This is a genomic window from Rhodococcus daqingensis (genome assembly GCF_042665615.1).
Lineage (GTDB): Bacteria > Actinomycetota > Actinomycetes > Mycobacteriales > Mycobacteriaceae > Rhodococcus_G > Rhodococcus_G daqingensis.
This window is the reverse complement of record NZ_JBHTCS010000011.1, coordinates 160,500-181,593: the sequence shown is the minus strand read 5'-3', so window position 1 is coordinate 181,593 and position 21,094 is coordinate 160,500. Positions and strand designations below refer to the sequence as shown.

20 protein-coding genes and 1 tRNA gene are annotated in these 21,094 nt (G+C 69.8%); 7 read left to right on the top strand and 14 right to left on the bottom strand.

Translation table 11 applies throughout. From position 1 onward, the window contains the following. Positions 1 to 32: 32 nt before the first annotated feature. Complete coding sequence (locus ACFQS9_RS09875; RefSeq protein WP_378404004.1) at positions 33 to 1,073, bottom strand: LLM class F420-dependent oxidoreductase; 1,041 nt, start codon at positions 1,071 to 1,073, stop codon at positions 33 to 35. A gap of 116 nt (positions 1,074 to 1,189) precedes the next feature. Here ACFQS9_RS09875 and ACFQS9_RS09870 point away from each other — a divergent pair, with 116 nt between their 5' ends. Continuing rightward, positions 1,190 to 1,999 (top strand): SDR family NAD(P)-dependent oxidoreductase, encoded by an 810-nt coding sequence (locus ACFQS9_RS09870; RefSeq protein ID WP_378404002.1) that lies wholly within the window; start codon positions 1,190 to 1,192, stop codon positions 1,997 to 1,999. On the opposite strand, the gene ACFQS9_RS09865 is transcribed toward ACFQS9_RS09870, so the two are convergent. Further along, positions 1,983 to 2,873, bottom strand: a complete 891-nt coding sequence (locus tag ACFQS9_RS09865; protein WP_378403999.1) for an NADP-dependent oxidoreductase — start codon at positions 2,871 to 2,873, stop codon at positions 1,983 to 1,985. The genes ACFQS9_RS09870 and ACFQS9_RS09865 overlap by 17 nt on opposite strands. Positions 2,874 to 3,064: 191 nt before the next feature. Here ACFQS9_RS09865 and ACFQS9_RS09860 point away from each other — a divergent pair, with 191 nt between their 5' ends. Next, the gene (locus tag ACFQS9_RS09860; protein ID WP_378403997.1) at positions 3,065 to 3,517 is read left to right on the top strand and encodes a DUF6069 family protein; all 453 of its coding nucleotides are present in this window, start codon (positions 3,065 to 3,067) and stop codon (positions 3,515 to 3,517) included. Between the two features lie 64 nt (positions 3,518 to 3,581). Further along, positions 3,582 to 3,657, top strand: a tRNA-Arg gene (locus ACFQS9_RS09855). Positions 3,658 to 3,682: 25 nt separating this feature from the next. On the opposite strand, the gene ACFQS9_RS09850 is transcribed toward ACFQS9_RS09855, so the two are convergent. Beyond that, positions 3,683 to 4,666, bottom strand: a complete 984-nt coding sequence (locus ACFQS9_RS09850; RefSeq protein WP_378403996.1) for a TIGR03086 family metal-binding protein — start codon at positions 4,664 to 4,666, stop codon at positions 3,683 to 3,685. A gap of 242 nt (positions 4,667 to 4,908) precedes the next feature. On the opposite strand from ACFQS9_RS09850, the gene ACFQS9_RS09845 reads away from it, so the two are divergent. The 4 genes from ACFQS9_RS09845 (at position 4,909) to ACFQS9_RS09830 (ending at position 9,285) form a co-directional block, all read left to right on the top strand. Beyond that, positions 4,909 to 6,105, top strand: a complete 1,197-nt coding sequence (locus ACFQS9_RS09845) for a lipase family protein (protein ID WP_378403994.1) — start codon at positions 4,909 to 4,911, stop codon at positions 6,103 to 6,105. 132 nt (positions 6,106 to 6,237) lie between these two features. Continuing rightward, complete coding sequence (locus ACFQS9_RS09840) at positions 6,238 to 7,392, top strand: esterase-like activity of phytase family protein (RefSeq protein ID WP_378403992.1); 1,155 nt, start codon at positions 6,238 to 6,240, stop codon at positions 7,390 to 7,392. Positions 7,393 to 7,453: 61 nt separating this feature from the next. After that, positions 7,454 to 8,353: an ABC transporter substrate-binding protein gene (locus tag ACFQS9_RS09835; protein ID WP_378404167.1), complete on the top strand. Its 900-nt coding sequence runs from the start codon at positions 7,454 to 7,456 to the stop codon at positions 8,351 to 8,353. A gap of 146 nt (positions 8,354 to 8,499) precedes the next feature. Continuing rightward, entirely contained in the window at positions 8,500 to 9,285 is a 786-nt protein-coding gene (locus ACFQS9_RS09830; RefSeq protein WP_378403990.1) for a tyrosine-protein phosphatase, read from the top strand. A 59-nt stretch (positions 9,286 to 9,344) separates the two neighbouring features. Here the strand turns inward: ACFQS9_RS09830 and ACFQS9_RS09825 are convergent, their stop codons facing one another. The 11 genes from ACFQS9_RS09825 to ACFQS9_RS09775 all read right to left on the bottom strand — a co-directional run bounded on the left by ACFQS9_RS09825 (position 9,345) and on the right by ACFQS9_RS09775 (position 21,087). After that, positions 9,345 to 10,793, bottom strand: a complete 1,449-nt coding sequence (locus tag ACFQS9_RS09825; RefSeq protein WP_378403988.1) for an RNA-guided endonuclease TnpB family protein — start codon at positions 10,791 to 10,793, stop codon at positions 9,345 to 9,347. Positions 10,794 to 10,909: 116 nt separating this feature from the next. Further along, entirely contained in the window at positions 10,910 to 11,341 is a 432-nt protein-coding gene (locus ACFQS9_RS09820) for a type II toxin-antitoxin system Rv0910 family toxin (RefSeq protein ID WP_378403986.1), read from the bottom strand. Positions 11,342 to 11,423: 82 nt separating this feature from the next. Continuing rightward, positions 11,424 to 13,058, bottom strand: a complete 1,635-nt coding sequence (locus tag ACFQS9_RS09815; protein ID WP_378403984.1) for a solute symporter family protein — start codon at positions 13,056 to 13,058, stop codon at positions 11,424 to 11,426. Next, positions 13,055 to 13,417 (bottom strand): DUF485 domain-containing protein, encoded by a 363-nt coding sequence (locus ACFQS9_RS09810; RefSeq protein ID WP_378403982.1) that lies wholly within the window; start codon positions 13,415 to 13,417, stop codon positions 13,055 to 13,057. The genes ACFQS9_RS09815 and ACFQS9_RS09810 overlap by 4 nt, the downstream gene beginning before the upstream one ends. Before the next feature lie 209 nt (positions 13,418 to 13,626). Continuing rightward, a complete protein-coding gene (locus tag ACFQS9_RS09805) occupies positions 13,627 to 15,369 on the bottom strand; it encodes a sodium/solute symporter (protein WP_378403981.1) in 1,743 nt (580 codons plus the stop codon). A gap of 18 nt (positions 15,370 to 15,387) precedes the next feature. Then, positions 15,388 to 15,762 (bottom strand): hypothetical protein, encoded by a 375-nt coding sequence (locus tag ACFQS9_RS09800; protein WP_378403979.1) that lies wholly within the window; start codon positions 15,760 to 15,762, stop codon positions 15,388 to 15,390. Next, a complete protein-coding gene (locus ACFQS9_RS09795) occupies positions 15,759 to 16,577 on the bottom strand; it encodes a LytR/AlgR family response regulator transcription factor (RefSeq protein WP_378403977.1) in 819 nt (272 codons plus the stop codon). Before ACFQS9_RS09795 ends, ACFQS9_RS09800 begins: the two co-directional genes overlap by 4 nt. A 43-nt stretch (positions 16,578 to 16,620) precedes the next feature. Next, entirely contained in the window at positions 16,621 to 17,823 is a 1,203-nt protein-coding gene (locus ACFQS9_RS09790; protein WP_378403975.1) for a sensor histidine kinase, read from the bottom strand. Then, on the bottom strand, positions 17,820 to 18,194 hold the full coding sequence (locus ACFQS9_RS09785) for an MmcQ/YjbR family DNA-binding protein (protein ID WP_378403973.1): 375 nt from the start codon (positions 18,192 to 18,194) through the stop codon (positions 17,820 to 17,822). The genes ACFQS9_RS09790 and ACFQS9_RS09785 overlap by 4 nt, the downstream gene beginning before the upstream one ends. A gap of 44 nt (positions 18,195 to 18,238) precedes the next feature. After that, the gene (locus ACFQS9_RS09780) at positions 18,239 to 19,465 is read right to left on the bottom strand and encodes a lipase family protein (RefSeq protein WP_378403971.1); all 1,227 of its coding nucleotides are present in this window, start codon (positions 19,463 to 19,465) and stop codon (positions 18,239 to 18,241) included. A gap of 32 nt (positions 19,466 to 19,497) precedes the next feature. After that, complete coding sequence (locus tag ACFQS9_RS09775) at positions 19,498 to 21,087, bottom strand: Na+/H+ antiporter (RefSeq protein ID WP_378403969.1); 1,590 nt, start codon at positions 21,085 to 21,087, stop codon at positions 19,498 to 19,500. Positions 21,088 to 21,094: the final 7 nt, after the last annotated feature.

Sequence of the window (21,094 nt, the reverse complement as noted above, 5' to 3'; positions counted from 1 at the left end):
GGTCGATGCCCCGGCAGGTGCACGCTCGAGGGTCAGTCGACGAGCTTGCGGAACTGGTCGATCAGCGCGACCCGGCCGGCGGAATCGCCCGCCAGCGGGCTGACGGTCAGCGTGGTCACCCCCGCCTCGGCGAACGCGGCGACCCGCTCCTTCACGTACCCGGCGGGACCGATCAGCGAGATGGCGCGGACGAGCTCGTCCGGCACGGCCGCGGTCGCCTCCTGCTTCTTGCCTGCCAGGTACAGCTCCTGGATGGTCGCGGCTTCCTTCTCGTAGCCGTAGCGGCACGCGAGGTCGTTGTAGAAGTTCTTGCCCTTCGCGCCCATGCCACCGATGTAGAGGGCCAGGCTCGGCTTGACCCACTCGAGCAGGTGGTCCACGTCGTCGCCGATGGCCAGCGCGGGACCCGCGTAGATCTGCAGCTCGCCGAGGCTCGGGTCGCGCTTGGCCTTGCCCGCCGCGAGGGACTCGCCCCACACGTCGTTGGCGCGCTCGGGATCGAAGAAGATCGGCTGCCAGCCCTCCGCGATCTCGGCGGTCAGCGCGACGTTCTTCGGGCCGAGGGCGGCGATGACGATCGGGATGCGATCGCGCACGGGGTGGTTGATCAGCTTGAGCGGCTTGCCGAGCCCGGTCCCCTTCTCCGCGGGCAGCGGGATCTGGTAGTACTTGCCGTCGTACTGGACCTTCTCCCGCCTCCACACCTGACGGCAGATGTCGACGATCTCGCGGGTACGGCCGAGCGGAGCGGTGTACGGCACGCCGTGGAAGCCCTCGATCACCTGCGGTCCGGACGCGCCGAGACCGAGCACGAACCTGCCGTCGGAGACGAAGTCGAGGCCGGCGGCGGTCATCGCCATCAGCGACGGAGTCCGGGTGTAGATCTGGAAGATGCCCGACGCCAGCTCGATCGTCGAGGTCTTCGCCGCCAGGAAGCCGAGCTGGCTGACCGCATCGTAGGAGTACGCCTCCGCGATGAACGCGATGTCGAGGCCCGCACGCTCGAGGTCGGCGACCTCCGCGACGGTCTCGGCGAACCCGCCGCTGTAGGTGATCTGCATTCCGACTCGCACCCGGACACCTCTAATCGACTCGATGTGACACTTCTCCCCGCAGACTACGCATGACCGCGCCGAAACCGAATGACAGAAACGACCACCATTCGTGACCGAAACCCTACGATCGCGCGGTGACGAAGAGAATCCCGATCGACTGGCCACGCTCGCACGTCATCATCACGGGCGGATCGCAGGGGATCGGCGCGGCGGTCGCCCGCGCCGCGAGGGCCAGGGGCGCCGCCGTGTCGATCATCGCCCGCGCCGAGGAACCGCTCCGCGCCACCGCCGAGCCGATCGGCGCGGCCTGGGCGTCCGCCGACGTCACCGATCCGGACGGACTGCAGAAGGCGATCGACGAACTGGAGCGACGATCCGGCGACTGCGACGTCCTGGTGGCCTGTGCAGGCACCGCGCTCCCGGGCCGGTTCCTCGAGGTACCGATCTCGGAGTTCGAGTCGCAGATGCGGCTGAACTACCTGGGTGCGGTGCACGCCGCGCGCGCGGTGCTGCCCGGGATGGTGTCTCGCGGGCGCGGCCACCTCGTGCTGACCAGCTCCACGGTGGGCGTCATCGGCGTCGTCGGCTACTCCGGCTACGGGCCGACCAAGGCCGCGGTGCACGAGCTCGCACACTGCCTGCGCTACGAGGTCGAGCCCGCGGGCGTCACGGTCGCCGTGCTCTATCCCCCGGACACCGACACCCCGGGCTTCGCGGCGGAGAACACCCGCAAACCGCCGGAGACCACGGCCGTCTCGGGCGCGATCACCCCGGTCTCCGCGGACGTGGTGGCCGCGGCCGTGATCGCCGGAATCGACAAGGGCCGCCACCACATCTCGATCGACCCGCTCACCCGGGTGCTCGTGCGCGCCGGCGGGATCGTGGAGCCGATCGTGCGCCCGATCCTGGCCCGCACGATCCGGAGGGCTAGGGAATCAGGATGAACTTGCCCCGCGGATGCGGCCGCTGCAGCTCGGCGTGCGCGCGAGCCGCCTCCTCGAGCGGAAACGTCTTGGCCACAACGACATCGAGCTTGCCAGCGCCCGCCGCCTCGACCAGGCCGAGGCGTGCGGCCTTCCGGATCCGGGGCGTGTCCGGGTTGCCCGCGCCGATCGCGACGAAGCCGTCCCGCTGGGCCCGGCCGAACGCGACGATGGTGACGATGCGCTTGCGGTCGGCGACCACGGCGAGCGAAACATCCACCGCCTCATCCGTTCCCACGGTGTCGAAGGCCGCGGCGACGCCGTTCGGGGCCAGTGCGCGCACGCGGGACTCCAGCCCGTCGCCGTAGACCACGGGGATCGCCCCGAGACCCCGCAGGAACTCGTGGTTGGACTCCGCCGCGGTTCCGATCACCGTGACGCCCTTGGCGACCGCCAGTTGCACGGCGAGCGAGCCGACGCCGCCCGCGGCGCCGTGGATCAGCAGGGTCTCGCCGTCGACGACGCCGGTCACGACCATCGCCTCGGCCGCGGTGGTCCCGGCCAGCATCAGGCCGGCGGACTGCTCCCAGGACAGAGCCTTGGGCCGCGGGAACACGTAGTCCGCGGGAAGCACCAGCCTCCGGGTGTAGGCGCCCTCGCCCGGGTAGGCGATCACCTCGTCGCCGACCGAGATCGGGCCCGCAGGCCCGGCCGCGTTCGCGCCGACCTCGAGCACCACGCCCGAGCCCTCGGCACCCAGGTGCAGCGGCAGCCTGGACTCGTTGGCGCCGAGCGCGCCGCTGTAGAGCTTGTAGTCGATGGGATTGACGCCGATCGCGCGCATTTCCACGAGGACCTGACCCGGAGCGGGAACGGGCAGCTCCTCCTCTGACACCGCGAGGACCTCCGGCCCTCCGAATGCATTCGCAACAATGGATTCGGTAGTGCTCACTCTTTGGACAACCGCGAAACGCGGCGAGTAATTCCTCGCCAGACCCAGCTTGACCTCAATAAAGGTTCAGGTTGCAAGCTCTCTTCACGCAGCGCGAACCCGCGCCGCAGAAACCCGGTTCCGAGGAGCGCACCATGTCCACCATCCTGCACCCGACCACCACTCCCGACTCGACGATGCTCAGCCTGGGCCGGTGGCAGGCGGTCCTCGCCACGACCGCGGCGTCCGTTGTGGGCAATCTCGCGATCTACCTGGTCGCGCTGATCGCGGGCGGCTCGCTCGAGGTCATCGACAAGGGCGCCGCCAAACCGATCTCCGCGAGCGGAATCGTGGGGATCTCGGCGTTGCCGACCGCGATCGGAGTCGGGCTGGTCGTGCTGCTGTCCCTGCGGTGGCCTGCCATGATCCGGGTCGGCCAGGTGGTCGGGGCGGCGCTGCCCCTGCTCACCATCGCCCTCGCCGCGATGGCCGACACCGACGGCATCACGAAGACCGCGCTGATCCTGATGCACGTGCTGATGGCGGCGGCGATTGTGGCCGGCCTCGAACTGCTCCACCGCCGGGTCGTCGGCCGGGCGAACGGCTAGGAATCAACCCGTACCCGCTACACTCCAACGTGCAACACGGCCCGCAGGAACCCTGCGGGCCGGCGCCCTCGTAGCTCAGGGGATAGAGCAACCCTCTCCTAAAGGGTAGGTCGCAGGTTCGAATCCTGCCGAGGGCACCACCACCACCGCCGGACGGTGACGCGATCAGGGCGAGGGCCGCCGCCCCGTGAATGCGATGAGGCGTTCGAGCGCACCCGCACCGTCCTCGACCGGCACCGGGTCCGCGAAGTCCCTGCCCTCCCGCGGCGGCGGACCGATGACCTTCTGCGCCAGTCCGAGTACATAGGTCGCGAGCTGCTCGGGCACCTCGAGCCGTTGCCCCGTCGCGGTGGCGAAATCCCATGCGTGCACCAGGAATTCGATCGACAGGATGCTCACGGCGGTGGTCGCGGGCATCGAAGTCGAGCCCGGCGACACGGTGCCCTGGAGACCGCGGTGGTGCCATCCCTCGGTTGCCGCCTGGGCGGCGTCGGCGACCCGGGACTCCACGTCGCCGGGCGCGTCGGCGGCGGGCATGGTCGCTCCTCCTGCCGACCCCAGGCTCCGGATCGACCCGAGCAGGTGCTCGGCCAGCGCGGCGACCGTGAAATCGTGACACGGCGTCCGACGCTGCAGGTCGTCCGCGGTGAGACCGCGCAGCACCTCCTGCAGCACGACGAGCGTGGCCTCGGCACCCGTGAGTTCGTCGCGCGGTTCGAGGGCGACCGCCCAGTCGTCGGGTCCCGCATCTCCTTCCCGGCCGGCAACGGCCAGCCGGTCGAGGTAGTGATTCCACACCTCGGCGTGGCTCGGCGCCTGCGCCTCGGTCAATCCGTCGTGAACCAACCGGACCTCGGTCGAACCGTTCTTGGGGGTCAGGGTCAACGCCACCGTGGAGCTACCGGGCGGCAGGTCGTCGCTGTCCTCCCACCACCACCGGAGCGTGAGTTTCTCACCGGGCACGACCTCGACGAACGTCCCGGATGCGGAGTGGCCCGGCACCACGGTCCAGCGGTACCGCCCACCCGGTCGCAGATCGACCCGCGCGGCCACGGTCAGCCATCGGCGCAGCCGTTCCGGGCGGCTGATCAGCTCGAATGCCGCGTCGGGCTCGAGCGCAACCTCGACGGTTCTGTCGAATTGCGTCACGGGTCTCCTTCCAGGCGACCCCCGTCTATGAATATATCGCCGTTGCGCTCGGATCGACCACGAAACCGACCACGCGACGGGTTACCACCTGGACGGCAGACAAGGTGATCAGGGCGGGTTTTTCGTCGCGACGTGCTGCCTGCAGCGGCTCCTTGGGTTAGCGTGTAACGCGTCCGACCGCGAACGAACGCCACCGCGTTCAACCGTCACTGCAGTGGACCGGATGCAAGGGAGCTCGGAGTATGCGTCGACGCCGCCACCTGCTGGCAACAACATTCGGTGTCCTACTCCTGCTGGCCGGGCTGGCCCTTCCCGCGTCCGCCACACCGGCGGGCCCCCTCTACCCCACGCCCGATCCGGACCCGTTCTACCTGGCCCCTCCCGACCTGGCGGCCCGGCGACCCGGCGATGTGGTCCGGGTCCGCCCCATCGACGCGTCGCTGTACGCGAACAGCGACGGCTGGCAGGTCGCGTTCCGCTCGACGAACTCCACCGGCAAACCCATTCTGGGCATGACCACGGTATTCCTGCCCCGCGGCATCAAGAACCCGCCGCTGGTGTCCTACCAGGCGATCATCAATTCGCTGGGCACCAAGTGCAATCCCTCGCGGTCGCTGTTCAACGGCGAGCTGAACGACGCCCCCGGCATGTACCTGCCGATCAACCGGGGCTGGGCGGTCTCGGTGCCCGATCACCTCGGGCCGACCGGGGCCTACGGCGCCGCGAAGCTCGGCGGCCTCATCACGCTCGACAGCGTCCGCGCCGTCCAGAAAGTCGCCGAGCTCGGACTCGCCGACAGTCCGGTCGCCCTCGCCGGCTACTCCGGCGGCGGCATGGCCAGCGCGTGGGCCGCGGCGCTGCAACCGACCTACGCGCCCGAGGTCAAGATCGCGGGCGTGGCCGCGGGCGGTATCCCCGCGGACCTCTGGGAGATGGCGCAGGGCCTCGGGTTCAACCCGCATCCGGGTTTCGGGCTCGCCTTCGCCGCGGCGATGGGACTCGAGCGCGAGTATCCCGAGCGGCTGCCGGTCTCGGCCCAGCTGAACGCGACGGGCCTGTGGCTCCGCGACTGGATGAACAACGAGTGCCGCCGATTCCTGATCTTCCACGGCCTGTTCCGCAGCGCCGAGCAGCTCGCCGCCTCGACCAGCCTGTTCGGAAACCCGGAGGCGCTCAGCGTCCTCCGCGAGAACAGCCTCCGGTACTACCCGACCATCCCGACCGTGCCGATGTACATCTGGCACGGCATGTACGACGGGCTGACCCCCTACGACGCGGTGGCCGATGTGGCCCACCGGTACTGCGCAGCAGGGGCGAACCTGACCTTTGTGCCGTACGACATCGCCGAGCACATGACCACCGCCGCAGCCGGGTTCGGTGACGCCTGGAATTACGTCGAGGCCCGCTTCCGCGGCGAGCCGGCCCCCACCCGCTGCTGAGGAGTTCCACCCAGCGGGAGACACGGGACTCACAGCTCGCAGCGCAAACCTACGGTGCTCACGGATCGCGCGCCGTCCGGCGCCGAAAACTGAGTCGAGAGTGGGTCTTTCGTGCAGGCAACCAATCAGGTCATGCGCTCCGCCCGAAGCCGGGTTCGTCTCGTCGGCACCGCCGCGGTGTCTGCGGCCCTCGTCCTGTGCGCCGCGCCGACCGCGACCGCCGTTCCGGACTTCGGATCGTCCGGGTCCAGCGGATCGAGCAACGGCCACCTGAGGCTGGGCTACGTCAACTCGATCACGGTGCCCACCGGTACGCCCTTCGACGGATTTCCGATCGGCGGTCTGTCGGGCATCGACTACGACTCGGCGCGGGGCGAGTACGTCGCGATCAGCGACAATCGCGGGGAACAGGGCCCGGTGCGCTACTACTCGCTGCGCCTGCCGCTCGACCAGGCGGGCAAGCTGACCACGGCCGAGTTCACGGGTCAGACCTCCCTGCTCGACACGAACCAGGCGCCCTTCACCCCCAGGACCGCGGACACCGAGTCGATCCGCTACCTGCCCGGCTCCGACTCCCTTCTGTACACGAGCGAAGGCTCCGCGCGGATCGGCCTGCCCGGGTTCGTCCGCGAGACCGCCCGCGACGGCAAGTTCCTGCGGGACTACGCGCTTCCCGAGGCCTACACCCCGAAGGCCACCCCGCCGTCGGGATTCCGGGACAACCTCGGCTTCGAGGCGGTGACCGTCGACCGCGCCGGCACCACCATCACCGCCGCCAGTGAGAACGCCCTGGCCCAGGACGGCCCGGCCATCTCCGATCAGGTCGGCAGCCAGTCCCGATTCCTGCGAATCGACCGGGTCACCGGTGCGCACCGCGGCGAGTTCGTCTACGACGTGGACCCGGTTCGCCTCGCGCCCGGCGAGCCCTTCGTCCCCGTCTCGTCGGTGAACGGGATCGGCGAGATCCTGGCGGTCGGCGACTCCGACTACCTGGTGCTCGAGCGCAACGTCTCGGCGGGCGGCGGTTTCTCCGTGAAGATCTTCCGTACCGACGTCCACGGCGCCGAGAACGTCGCGGGCAAGCCCGTCCTCGGCGGCACGGAACGAAAGATGCGCAAGGAGTTGGTCTTCGACTTCGCCGCGGCCGGGGTGAACCCGGAGTGCATCGAGGGCATCACCTGGGGGCCGACGGGTCCGGACGGCACCCGGACCCTCGTGCTGGTGGCCGACGACAACTTCGGCCTCGCCGGCAAGACCACCTTCCACCTGCTGACGGTCGGACGCTGACATACCGACCGTTCCTATTGCCGTGCGGTCCGATTCTGGGCACTATGTCCGGGTGCCCAGAATCGGACATCGCCCCGCCGTCCTCGCCTCCCTCGCCGCGGTGTCCGCGCTGATCCTCGGCGGGTGTGCATCCGGAACGGGTCCCGATGCGGAACCGACGCCGATTCCCGAGGCGTACACGAAGCTCCCCACCACCGCCGCCGTGGGCAACTGCGGGCCGGACAGCGGCGCCACCGTGACCGACGGCGTGCTCACCATCGCCACCGATTCGCCCGCCTACGAGCCGTGGATCGTCGGCGACGACCCCTCGAACGGCAAGGGCTTCGAGGGGTCGGTGGCCCGCGCGGTGTCCGAGAAGCTCGGGTACCGAGCGGATCAGGTCGAGTTCATCCGGGTCCCGTGGGGCGACGCGATCAAGCCCGGCGAGAAGAACTTCGACTTCGACATCAACCAGGTCACCATCGTGGGCGATCGGCGCGAGGCCGTCGACTTCTCGTCCCCCTATTACGCGGTGGCACAGTCCATCGTCGCGATGGAGGGCACGCCGGTCGCGGCGGTCGACTCCCTCGACGGGCTCGCCCCCTTCCGGCTCGGTGCGCAGCGCGGCTCCACCAGCCTGGCCTCGATCACCGGGACGATCCGTCCGTCGCAGGCGCCCGTCGAGTTCGCCACCAACGACGAGGCGAAGGCCGCGTTGGCCGCGGGCACGATCGACGCGCTGGTCGTGGACATCCCGACCGGATTCCAGATCACCGCGACCGATCTGCCGAACAGCACGCTGATCGGCCAGTTCCCGCGCCCGAACACTGTCACCGAGTTCTTCGGCCTGGTCCTCGAGAAGAACAGCCCGATGACGGCATGCGCCTCGGCGGCCGTCGACGCGCTCTATGCCGACGGCACGCTCGACCAGCTCGCCCAGACGTGGCTCGCGGACACGGCCGGGGTCCCGATCCTGAACTGATGCCGCGGATCTTCGGCGAACGCCCGTGGCGGGCGGTCGATCTGCCGTAGCCTCCCCTCGGATCCCGGCGGGTGACCGGTGGCACCAGATCACGAAGGACGCGAACAGAGATGACACGGGGAGTTCGGGCACGTTTGGTCGCTTCGATGCTGGCGACGGCGGTCGTGCTGTCGCCCGCACTGCTGGTCCCGGTCGCCGTCTCGGCCCAGCCCGCCGCCCCCGACATCCAGCTCGAGGGCGCCAAGAACTTCCGCGACATCGGCGGCTACCTGACCACCGACGGACGGCGGGTGCGCGAGGACCTGGTGTACCGCTCGAACAGGTTGAGCAAGCTCACCGACGCCGACCAGGCGAAGCTGACGGCGGCAGGTGTCACCCTCGACGTGGACCTGCGCAACGCCAAGGAACGCAAGGACGAACCGGACCGCCTGCCCGCGGGGGTCGCATACAAGGTCGCGGATGTCGTGAGCCTGAACAACGGGCTCGGGTTCCACGAGTTCGTGCCGATCACCTTGGGGCGCGCCGTCATCGACGCGCACGTCAAGGGTTCCTCGGACATCGGCCAGAGCATCGGCTACCCGTTCATGGTCACCTTCCAGGGCTCCGATGCCGCGTTCCGCGACCTGCTCACCGCGATCGCACAGCACAAGTCCGGCGCGGTCGTGTACCACTGCAGCGCGGGCAAGGACCGCACCGGATGGGCGACCGCCGTCCTGCTGACCATCCTCGGTGTCCCACGCGCGACGGTGAACGCGGACTTCCTGGCCAGCAACACCTTCCTCGGCCGCAGCGACGCCGTCGAACAGTCCTGGCTCGACGCCTCGTTCGATCAGGTCAACCGGCTGTACGGCAGCTTCGACCGTTACGTGCGCGACGGCCTCGGGCTGGATCAGAACGCGGTGAACATGTTGCGGGCCAAGCTCCTGGTCTAAAGCGTGTCTCAATGCGGTCGATGGATTGTGAGGCACCGCCCTTCTCGGGCGTCGTCGGCTCAGGTCCCTGGTGTGGGGTGAGCGTCGGTTCCCGCGTCATTCAGGCTGGTTTCACCCACACGAAGGTGTGGGCCAGGGCCGTCCTGTCGGCGGGCGTTGGTGACCGGGCCTCCTGCTTGGGGGTCCCGGGCCCGGGCAGGCCCCACACCGTGATAGTGGTCGTGGTGTTGGTTCTCGGCCCAGGCGGCCAGGTTGATCGCGGCATTGTGATCGCGGTCGAGTCGGTGTCCCCTCGGGCAGACGAACACCCGATCCGACAGCGTCAGGCCGGTGCTGACGGTGCCGCAGGTCGAGCAGGTTTTGCTCGAGGGGAACCACCTGTCGACGACGGCGATATCACCATGTCGCCAGGCCTGTTTGTAGCGCAGCATCCGGGCGAACTCCGCCCAGGCGGCGTCAGAGATCGCGCGGGCGAGCCGATGATTGGCCAGCATCCCAGTCACATGCAGGTCCTCGAGCGCGATCCGGTCGTGGGTCTTGACCAGTGCGTTCGACACCTCATGCAGAAAATGCCAGCGAATGTCGCGAACCTTGCGGTGGTGCCGCCCCAGTCGGGCCGCGGCAGCTTTGCTGTTGTGTGATCCTTTCTCCTTTCGAGTGACTGCTCTGGCAAGTCGCCGCTGACGGCGCATCCCCGCGGCGAGCGCTTTCGGTGGATCTTTGATGCGGGCTACCTCACGGCCGTCGGCGGTGGCGGCAACAGCGAACGCTGACAGTCCGCGGCCGATCCCGACCCAGCCACCAGCGTCGTGCCCGTCACGGGTCGGGTGGTGGTGTGCGGGGTCCAGGTCGGTGGCCTCGACGTTCAGGCTGACCCACCAGCGTCCGCCCCGGACGCCGACGGTGGCGAACAGGATCTTCCCGCGCCCCTTGCCCAGCAAACGCCGCAGCCGGCGGGTGTCGTCGTGCACCCGCACCATTCCGATGCCGGGCAGGGTGACCGAGCGGGGCCGTGCGTCGCCAACCCGGATCGCGGGCCTGCCTCCCGTCCGGTGCTTGTTGCGCAGCCGGAACGACGGCGGTCCACCATTCTTCTTCTTGAATCGGGGGAATCCGACCTTCCGGCCCTTCCGTGCCCCGGTCCGGGAGGTCGACCAGGCGGCGAGGGCGCGGCCGCAGTCGACGGCGGCTTCCTCGAACACCTGCTGACATACCTCGGTCCGCCACGCCAGCCCGGTCACCGCGACCTCCGCGACCCCGTCGGCATCGACGACGAATACGCGGCCCGCGTCCGCGGTCTTCTTCCAGGTGTTGAACGCGTTGATCAGGTCGAACCCCGACCACGGCACCGCCACATCGGGATCGGTGCGGCGGCGGGTGAGCGCGGTCTTGACCGCGCGTAGGGATTGGTTGAACGCGAACCGCGCCGCTCCCGCGTGCCGAGCCAGCATCGTCTGCTGCTCGGCCGTCGGGTCGAGGCAGTATCGGAACGTCGTGTGCCGCACCACACCCCGCAGTGTGCCAACGACCACCGACACGATGACGCCACCAAGGCTTGGACAACTACAACTCGATGCCCGAAACCATCACGAGCATGATCCGTGCCGCGAGGGGACGCCGGCGCTCAGGCGTACAGCGTGACGAACGTGCGCAGCGAGCCCTCGATGTCGCCCTTGAGGGCGCGGGCCACGCCCGACCCGATCGGACCGAACAGCGGCGCTCCACCGAGGTCGATGCTCAGGCCGACCTCGGAGCCGTCGCCCTTGGGCGCCACCGAGAGCGTGAGGTTCACCTTGACGCCGCCCTTGCCGTCCCCCTTGAGGAGCAGGGAGGTGGGCGGGTTGTACTCCTTGATGACCCACTTGATCCGGTTCCGCATCCCCTTGACGGAGACGACCGACTCGGCGGTGGTCCCGGCCGTCAGCTGGGCCGGGATCTCGGAACGCCAGCCGTCGTGGATCGAGAGCCACTTCTCGAATTCATCCAGAGCGCTTGCCTTCTCCCACGCGTCCTGCGGGGACAGCGGCACATCGATCGACACCTTCAGCTTCGCCATTGACGAATCGTAGCGAACAGTCAACGCGAGGCGTCCCGCACCTGGGTCGGACACCAGGTGCGGGACGCGTCGTGAGCACGACTCAGTGCGCGACGGCCTTCTCGACACCGACACCGGTCAGGGAACGAACCTCCATCTCGGCCTGCTTCGCGGCGTTCTCCGTCGTGGCCCGGCCGACATGGGTGCCGATGATGCCGAGCAGGAAGGCGAGCGGGATGGAGACGATGCCGGGGTTCGCCAGCGGGAAGTAGTCGAAGTCGGCGTTCGGGAACATCGACGACGCCTTGCCGGAGACCGCGGGCGAGAACACGATCAGCACGAGGCAACTGATCAGGCCGCCGTAGATGCTCCACAGCGCACCGGTGGTGTTGAACTTCTTCCAGAACAGCGAGTAGAGCAGCGTGGGCAGGTTCGCCGAGGCCGCGACGGCGAAGGCGAGCGCGACCAGGAAGGCGATGTTCTGCCCCATGGCGAGGATGCCCAGGACGATCGAGACCAGTCCGATCACCACCACGGTGATCCTCGAGACGCGGACCTGCTGCTCCTCGGATGCCGTGCCGCGCTTGATGACGCTGGCGTAGATGTCGTGGGCGAAGGAGGCCGAGGCGGTGATCGCGAGGCCCGCCACGACGGCAAGGATGGTCGCGAACGCCACCGCGGAGATGACGGCGAGGAAGATCGTGCCACCGAGCTCGAACGCGAGCAGCGGTGCCGCCGAGTTCTCCTTGCCCGGCGCGGCGAGGATCTTGTCCGGCCCGACCATGCGGGCGGCGCCGTAGCCGAGCACCAGGGTGAACAGGTAGAACGCCCCGATCAGTCCGATCGCCCAGGTCACCGACCGACGCGCCTCCTTGGAGGTGGGCACCGTGTAGAAGCGCATCAGGACGTGCGGCAGACCCGCCGTACCGAGCACCAGGGCGACACCGAGGGAGATGAAGTCCAGCCGCGACATGGAGCTGATGCCGTACTTGGCACCGGGCGCGAGGATGTCACGTCCCGCGACCGCCTCGTTGGCCGAGCCGTTGACCATCGCCTGGGCGTCGGCGAGCAGCTGCGAGAAGTTGCCCTTCACCGCAAAGAGCACCAGCACGAACATGATTCCGGCACCGAGGATGAGCAGCACGGCCTTGACCATCTGCACGTAGGTGGTGCCCTTCATGCCGCCGATCAGCACGTAGACGATCATCAGCACACCCACCACGGCGACGACGATGCCCTGACCCACCTTGCCGTTGATGTTCAACAGCAGCGCGACGAGTCCACCCGCGCCCGCCATCTGGGCGAGCAGATAGAACAGCGAGACCACCAGCGTGGACAGCGCGGCGGCCATCCGGACCGGACGCTCGCGCAGCCGGAAGCTGAGCACGTCCGCCATGGTGAACCTGCCGGTGTTGCGCAGCAGTTCGGCGACCAGCAGCAGAGCGACCAGCCAGGCGACCAGGAAGCCGACCGAGTAGAGGAACCCGTCGTAGCCGTAGACCGCGATGGCGCCTGCGATGCCGAGGAACGACGCGGCGGACAGGTAGTCGCCGGCGATGGCGAAGCCGTTCTGCGGGCCGGAGAACTGGGCGCCGCCGGTGTAGAAGTCGGATGCCTTCTTGGTGGTGCGGCTCGCACGGATCACGATGGTCATGGTGATCACGACGAATGCCACGAAGATGGCGATGTTGAGAGCCGGGTTGCCGACCGAGGCCGCACCCGCTGCGAGGACGTTCACTTGGCCGGCCCTTCCAGCTCTTCGCGGATCGCGGCGGCGCGGGGATCGAGCTCACGGTTCGCGAACTTCACGTAGAGCGCGGTGATGACGAAGGTCGAGACGAACTGACCGAGCCCGAGGACGACACCGAGGTTGACGTTGCCGATCACCTTGGTCGCCATGAAGTCGGTGGCGTACGTGGCCAACAGCACGTAGGCGGCGTACCAGGCCAGGAAGAACGCCGTCATCGGGAACACGAAGCGCCGCAGCCGGCTGCGCAGCTCCTGGAATTCGGGACTGGCCTGCATGTCGATGAAGGCCTGCGCATCCGGGGTCGGCCGCTCGGGCGACCTCTCCGGGATCAGGTCGGCTGTGGTCACTGCGGACTCCTCGGTCGGTGGGGGCCGGGTTCCGTGAGGACCGGCAGGCCACCGACGCTAATGAGACGCAGGTCACAGCGACAGGCTGTGTCGGTGGTCACACGCCGAACCGTCGAATTCCGCGCCGGACGGTCGACGCGACGCGACGAGCGGCGTAGGCGGCTGCGCCGCCTGTGAGTACTTATGGGGTCCACAGGGGCCAGAAGTACTCACAGGGACCGCAGGTCCCCTTCCCGGTCCCGGCCGACATCGAGCCGCTCCGGCGCGTGCATGCGGGTGAAGGTCCGCGCGATGTCCTTGGGCACCCGACCTCGGGTGGCGCGGCTGACGAGAACCATGACCAGGAACGCCAGCGGCACGCTCACCGCTGCCGGATAGCCGACCACCGCACCGGGCCAACCGGTCAGCATGCCGCCGGCCGCGGTGAGCAGCGCCGCCGCACCGGACACGACGCCTCCGGTCACCATCCCGGCCGCCGCCCCGACCGCGGTCAACCCACGCCACCAGATACCCAGGACCAGCAACGGGCACAGCGTGGACGCCGCGACGGCGAACACCAGCCCGACGGTCCGGGACAGATCGACCGACACCACGCCGAGCGCGAGCACCAGCGGCACCACGCCCGCCGCGACCGACGCCACCCGGAAGTCGCGGACCCGGCCACGCAGGACGTCGGTGCTCAGCACGCCCGCGACACTGACCAGCAGCCCCGAGGAGGTGGACAGGAACGCGGCGATGGCCCCGGCCGCGACCAGCGCGGCGAGCAGCTGGCCGCCGAGGCCGGACAGCACCGAACCCGGCAGCAACAGCACCGCCGCATCCGAGGCGCCGGTGATGAGCAGCTGCGGCACCCACATCCGGGCGAAGGCGCCGAGCAGGGTCGGGAACAGGTAGAAGACCCCGAGCAACCCGATCACCGCCAGCGACGTCATCCGGGCCGTCCGGCCGTCCGGATTGGTGTAGAAGCGGACCAGCACGTGCGGCAGACCCATCGTGCCGAGGAAGATCCCGACCATCAGCGAATAGACCTGGTAGGTCGGGTGGTCGCCGCCGAACCCCCAACCGGGCTCGAGCCACTCGGCATCCGTGGCGGGCGCACCCGCGACCACCGGCACCGGCGAGCCCGCCTCGAGCACCAGCGCCGTGCCCGAGCCGAGCAGGTGCTCGCCCGGCCCCAGCGTGACCGGGCCGTTCACCTCCGCACCGTCGAGGGTTCCGGCGAGGCCCACACCGACCGGCTCGGACACCTGGACGACGACGTCGGTGGTCACGTCCACCGTGGTGCGCTCCCCCACGACCGGCGGAGCGGGTGAACCGAGGTCGCGCTCCTCGCCGAGGAAATGCACCCCGAGCACCAGTGCGGGCACCGCGACCGCGGTCAGCTTGAGCCAGTACTGGAAGGCCTGCACGAAGGTGATCGAGCGCATGCCACCGCCGACCACGTTCACGATGACGATCACGGCCACCGCGACCGCGCCGACCCAGACGGGTACGCCGAGCAGGATACCGAGCGTCAGGCCCGCGCCCTGGAACTGCGGAACCATGTACAGGACGCAGATCACCGCCACGACCACCATGGCGAGTTTGCGCAATCGCCGCGAGCCCAAACGGAATTCGGCGAAGTCCGGGACGGTGTACGCGCCGGACCGCCGCAGCGGGGCGGCGACGAACAGCAACAGCCCCAGGTAGCCGGCGGTGAAACCCACCGGGTACCAGAGGGCATCGGCACCGTACTTGGCGATCAACCCGGCGACACCGAGAAACGATGCGGCCGAAAGATATTCACCGGAGATCGCGGCGGCGTTCCAGTGCGGCCCGACACTGCGCGAGGCCACCAAGAAGTCGGAGGTCGTGCGCGCCAGGCGGACCCCGTAGACGCCGATGGCCACCGTCAGCACCGCTGCGGCGACCAGGCCGAGCACCGTGGCCACCGGGATGGGCTGTCCGGACATCGTGGCTACCAACCGCGCTCAGTCGTCGGCCAGGTCGACGAACTCTTGCTCGTTGCGTTCCGCACGCCGGATGTAGAGCCTGCCCACGACCAGCAGCACCGGGTACACCAGCACCCCGAGCACCAGCCAGGGCAGCCGGACACCGAGCACCGCCACCTCGGAGAGGCCAGGGAACGCGATCATCAGCAGCGGCACCGCGCACAGCAGCCCGGTGGCGAGCAGGGCGAGCCGCAGGGCCAGCCCCAGCTGGGTGCGGACCAGCCCTCGGATCATCGCGTCACCGACCTCGGTCTGTTCCTGGACCTCCACCCGGGTGCGCACGATCCGGGCGCCGTGCCGCTGGGCCAGCACCACCCGTTCCCTGGGCCGCGGCCCTCCCCCCGGCGCGGTCACCGACCGGTCCAGCTCTGTCGGGGCGCGCGCACCAACCGATCCTTGAGTTCCCTGGTGTGACGCCTGCTCACCGGAAGTTCCACGGCCGGCCCGTCGCCGACCGCGCGCAGGCACACCACCGTGCCGGTGCCGACGGTGCGGATTCCGGTGACCAACTGCAGCGACACCAGATACGAGCGGTGCACCCGGAGGAAGCCCGCCTGTTCCCAGCGGGACTCCAGTGCCGAGATCGGGATCCGGACCAGGTGAGACCCGGTCGCCGTGTGCAGCCTGGCGTAGTCGCCGTCGGCCTCAACCCAGGCGACCGCGGACCGGGGCACCAGTGTCGTGACGCCACCGAGTTCGACCGGGATCACCTCGTCCGCGTCCGGCTCGGGCCGTCCGCCCGCACGGGCCCCGTGCTGCTGTTTGAGCGCGACGATCCGCCGCACCGACTCCGCCAACCGCTCCTCACGCAGCGGCTTGAGCAGGTAGTCGACGGCGCCGAGGTCGAAGGCCGCGACCGCACGATCGTCGTGTGCGGTCACGAACACCACCGCGGGCGGATCCGCGAACGCGGCGAGCACTTCGGCCAGCTCCAGCCCGTCGAGGCCGGGCATGTTGATGTCGAGGAACACCGCATCGATGGCGGCTGACCTGCCGAGACGATCCTTGATCACCCGCAGCGCGGTGGTGGCGTCGCTCGCGGTGAGGATGTCGCCGACCGCCTCCTGGGCGCGCAGCAAATAGGCCAGCTCGTCGAGGGCGGGTCGCTCATCGTCGACGGCCAGTACTGTCAGCGGGGCCGCGGTCGGCCCCTCGGAGTTCTGCGTCACAACGGAACCATCGTGCCATGTGCGCTCCTCCCCGCCGCCACGCTCAGGCCCGGATTCCCGGACGGAACTTCGGCACCCGCATGCTCACCTTGGTCCCCGCGCCCGGTGCGGTCTCGACCACCAGCCCGTAATCGTTCCCGAACGCAGCTCGGAGCCGGTCGTCCACGTTCGCGAGCCCGACATGGGCGGATTCCCTTGCGCTCGGCCGGTCGCCGCCGGACTCGACAGCGTCCAGCGAGCCCGAGCGCAGCAGTTCGGGATCCATCCCGACGCCGTCGTCCTCGACGCTGATGACGCAGTCGGTGCCCTCGTCCGCGGCGACGATGCTCACGGTGCCCCCCTCCGGCTTGGTCGAGATCCCGTGCCGCACGGCATTTTCCACGAGAGGCTGCAGAGCCAGGAACGGCAGCACGACGTTGAGCACCTCGGGGGCGACCTGCAATCGCACCTCCAGGGACTTGCCGAACCGGGCCCGCTCGAGCGTCAGGTACCGGTCGATGTTGCGCAGCTCGTCCGCCAACAGGGTGTATTCACCCGCGGACCGGAAGGAGTACCGCGTGAAGTCGGCGAACTCGAGGATCAGCTCCCTCGCCCGGTCCGGATCGGTCCGGACGAACGACGCCACGGTGTTGAGCGCGTTGTAGATGAAGTGCGGGCTGATCTGGGCCCGCAGTGCGCGGACCTCGGCCCGGTCCAGGCGCGCCCGGGAGGCGTCGAGCTCGGCCAGCTCGATCTGGCTGCACGCGTACCGAGCGACCTCGGTGATGGCGCCGAGCAGGCCGGGCCCGGGTTCCCCGGTGGTCAGCACGCCCATCACCCCGACGACGCCGGAATCCTCGATGAGCAACGGTTGCGCGATCAACGCCCCGACCTCGGGCTCACCGAGCTCGGCGGATTCGACCAGGACCCGACGCTCGCCGGCGACCGCGCGGAGCCCGGCCTCACGGAACCGTTCGGCCAATTCCTGGTGCGGACCGTTCCAGGCGAGCAGCGTCCCGTCCGCGGAGGCCAGTGCCACCGCGTCGGCGCCGATCAGCGACTGCAGGTGGGGAGCGGCCTCGGCCGCGGAGGCGGTGTGGAGACCGCGCCGCAGCGGTCTCGCCGCGAGCGAGGCGGTGTGCAGGGTGGCGTGCACGGCACGCTCCGCCGGGGTGGTGAGCGTCCTGCGGGTGCGCAGCCACCACGCGCCGAGCGCGAGGGCCGCGGCGACGATGACCAGCAGGACCGCGGCGGCGGTGCCGGTCACCGGCCCTCGCTCTCGTCGAGCAGGGCGAGCAGCTTCCGCGGGGCGACCGTGCGGTACGCGTCCTCGACGATGTCCGCGATGTCGTCCCACTCCTGCGGACGGTCGAGATACACGCCGATCCACCCGCGGCCGCCGACGTAGGGGGGCACGAAGAACCGCTCCGGATCCCGCGCCACCCAGTCCGACTGCGCTCCGGCCGGCGCCGCCGCCCAGAAGGCCAGCCGGTCGTCGTGATGGTGGTCGGCCAGGGTCGCGAACTGCGGGGCCTTGCGGACGAACCAGGCCGGCTCGCCGTGGCTGACGCGCTCCGTCGCCTCGGGCAGCCGCAGGCACAGCTCACGGAGCCGGTCGAGCGGGCTGGTCGCGGTCATGGGTAGACGCTACGACAGTCGGGCGGTCACCGACCACGAGACGCTCACGGCGTGCCCGCGCAGGTGTTCGGTGCGGGCACCCCCGCGAACCGGTCCGCGATCCAGGCCACCGCCCCCGGGGTGGCCCGCGCGTCGGCGTGCCCCTCGCCCGGCCGCGACTCCAGCGTGACCACGTCGCCGAGCGCACAGGCCTTCGTCACCGCCACCCTGGTCCAGTCCGCGGGGATCAGATCGTCGGTCTCCCCGACCACCACCAGCATCGGCGCCTCGGCGCGTCGCTGCGGCAACGCGATCCGCTCCAGCCATGCCCGCATCCGATCGGTGTCGGCGCTGGTCAGCGGAAGACTGTCGGCCCTGGTGATCCGCACCGCCGCATCCCATTTCCGCGCCGCGGCCTGCTCGGTGCACGACATCAAGACCTCGCGGCTGTCCGCCAGCGCGCCCCGGATGTAGTTCGCCGGATCGAGGCCCGCGTGCTGCGCCTCGCTGCCCGCGAGCAACGTCGGCAGGAAGATCTGTTGCGGCAGAGTCAGTCCGATGCCGCCCAGGTCGTCGGCGATGTGTGAGAGGTCCGCGGCCGGGGACAGGTTCGCCGCGCCGACGAAGTCGAGCCCGTCTCCGTACTCGGCCGCATGCTCAGCGGCCGACCACGATGCCTGACCGCCCTGGGACAGGCCCAGCGCCGCCCAGCGGTTCGACGCGTTCGGTACCGCGGCCCGCGCAGCCCGGACCCCGTCGATCAGGTTGTAGGCGGCGGACTTCGGCTCCAGGTACGGGTGTGGACCGGATGTGCCGAGACCCTGGTAGTCGGAGGCGATGACGACGTAGCCCCGCTCCAGCAGCGCGGTGACCATGCCGACCGCACCGAGCAGGTCGGGATAGCGCGACGGCGCGCACTCGTCGGTGACGCCGGTGGTGCCGTGTCCGACGCTGACGATCGGCCACCCGCCGTCCGGCGCTTCGCCGGGCGGGACGAAAACCGTGCCGGACACCGCGGTTCCGCTGCCGTCGAGGCCAGAGGTGGATCGGTAGACCAGCGTGCGGGCGGTGACCTGCCCGTGTGGGCTCGTCGCCGCCGTCGCGGTGACCGGCCGATCGTCGAGCAGTGCCCCGCGTTCGTCCCCCACGGGCGCGGCCGCGGACGTCGTGGCCTCGGCCGTCGCCGCCGGGGAGGTCACGGCCGGCCGCGCGGACTCGGCGGGGGCATCGGAGCAGCCGGCCGCGAGCGCCGCACAGGTCATCGCCGCGAGCAGCATCGTGGTCCGGTTCACGAATCGATTGTGCCCGAACAGCCCCCGAGCGCTCACCACCGCGCTCGCCGCACCCTCGACTCCGCCGCCACCTCTTCGATGTCGAGTCCGTCGAGCACCTGCCGCAGCACCTCGTCGTCGAGTTCGCCCGCATCCCTGGCCGCGATCAGCGCCGCCCTCTGGTCCCTGAGGACCCCCCGCCGCAACCGGTTGAACACCGCGCTCGCCCGCAGCGCCCTGGCCTCGTGTTCGCTGACCTCCTCGATGCGATCCATGTCCGCCCTGGCCTCGGACACCCGCTGGACCCGCCGCACCAGCGCCGACAGCTCCGCCGTCGGCACCCCCGTCGGCGGATCCCGCAGCACCTCCGAGAGGGACCGCGCGGCCGCATCGTGGGAGATCCTCCGCGCGAGCGCCATCTGCTCGCCGAGCCGCTCCTCCTCGTCGGGATCGGCCACGTCGAGCCGCCGGATCAGCAGCGGCAGCGTCAGCCCCTGGATCAGCAGCGTTCCCACCGCCACCGTGAAGGCGACCGCCACGATGACGCCCCGGCCGGGAAACGGATCGCCCGCCAGGGTCGTCAGCGGCACGCCGGACGCGGCGGCGAGGGTGACGACACCGCGCATCCCCGCCCAGGAGATCACCAGGTTCTGGCGCCAGCCCTCACTCCTGGCCTGGGTGGCGAAGATCCACACGGGGCGAACCACGATCACCAGGGCGAGGATCGCCAACCCGTAGGCGAAGATGTGATGGACGGGGAGCCCCTCGTCGCGCACGTCCTCGATCACGAACCGCAACTGCAATCCCATGTAGGCGAAGACGAAGGTCTCCAGCACCAGGTCGATCGTGGGCCACACCGCGCTCTCCTGCAGCCGCGTCGAGACGGACTCGTCCCCGACGTCGCGGCCGAGGACGAATCCCGCCGTCACGACGGCGAGCACCCCGGAGGCGTGGACCTCCTCGGCCGCGAAGTAGGCGGCGAAGGGCAGCAACAGTCCCAGCACGGTCTCCATCGGTGAGTCCTCGATCCGTGCGCGGACGAACCGGACCGCATACGAAAGGGCAAGCCCGACAAGAACTCCGCCCACGACCTCGTAGAGGAAGTACAACATCGGCGAGCCGATCGCGATCTTCCTCCCGGTGACCGCCGCGGTCGTCAGCGCGAACAGGGTCAGCGCCGCGGCGTCGTTGACCAGGGACTCGCCCTTGAGAATCGCCATCATGCGGTGCGGCAGACCGAGCTTCCGGCCCACCGCGACCGCGGCCACGGCATCCGGCGGCGCCACCACGGCGCCGAGGACCAGCGCCACTCCCAGGGTGAGCTCCGGCACCAGCCAGTTGGCGAACCATCCGACGGCGAAGGTGGTGACGACCACCATGCCGATGCCGAGCCGCAGGATCGGCGCGAGGTTGCGCCGAAAGGTGCTGAACGAGAAGTCGAGTGCCGCCGAGTACAGCAGCGGCGGCAGGACGACACCGAGCATGAGCTCCGGCGAGAGCTCGAGGCGCGGGAGGCCGGGGATGAAGGAGGCGGCGCCTCCGATGGCGACCAGCACGAGCGGGACCTGAAGGCCGTACCGCTTGGCGAACCCCGTCACGGCGATGGCCACGATCACGACGAGGAACAGCCCGGTGACGGTCATCGCCCCA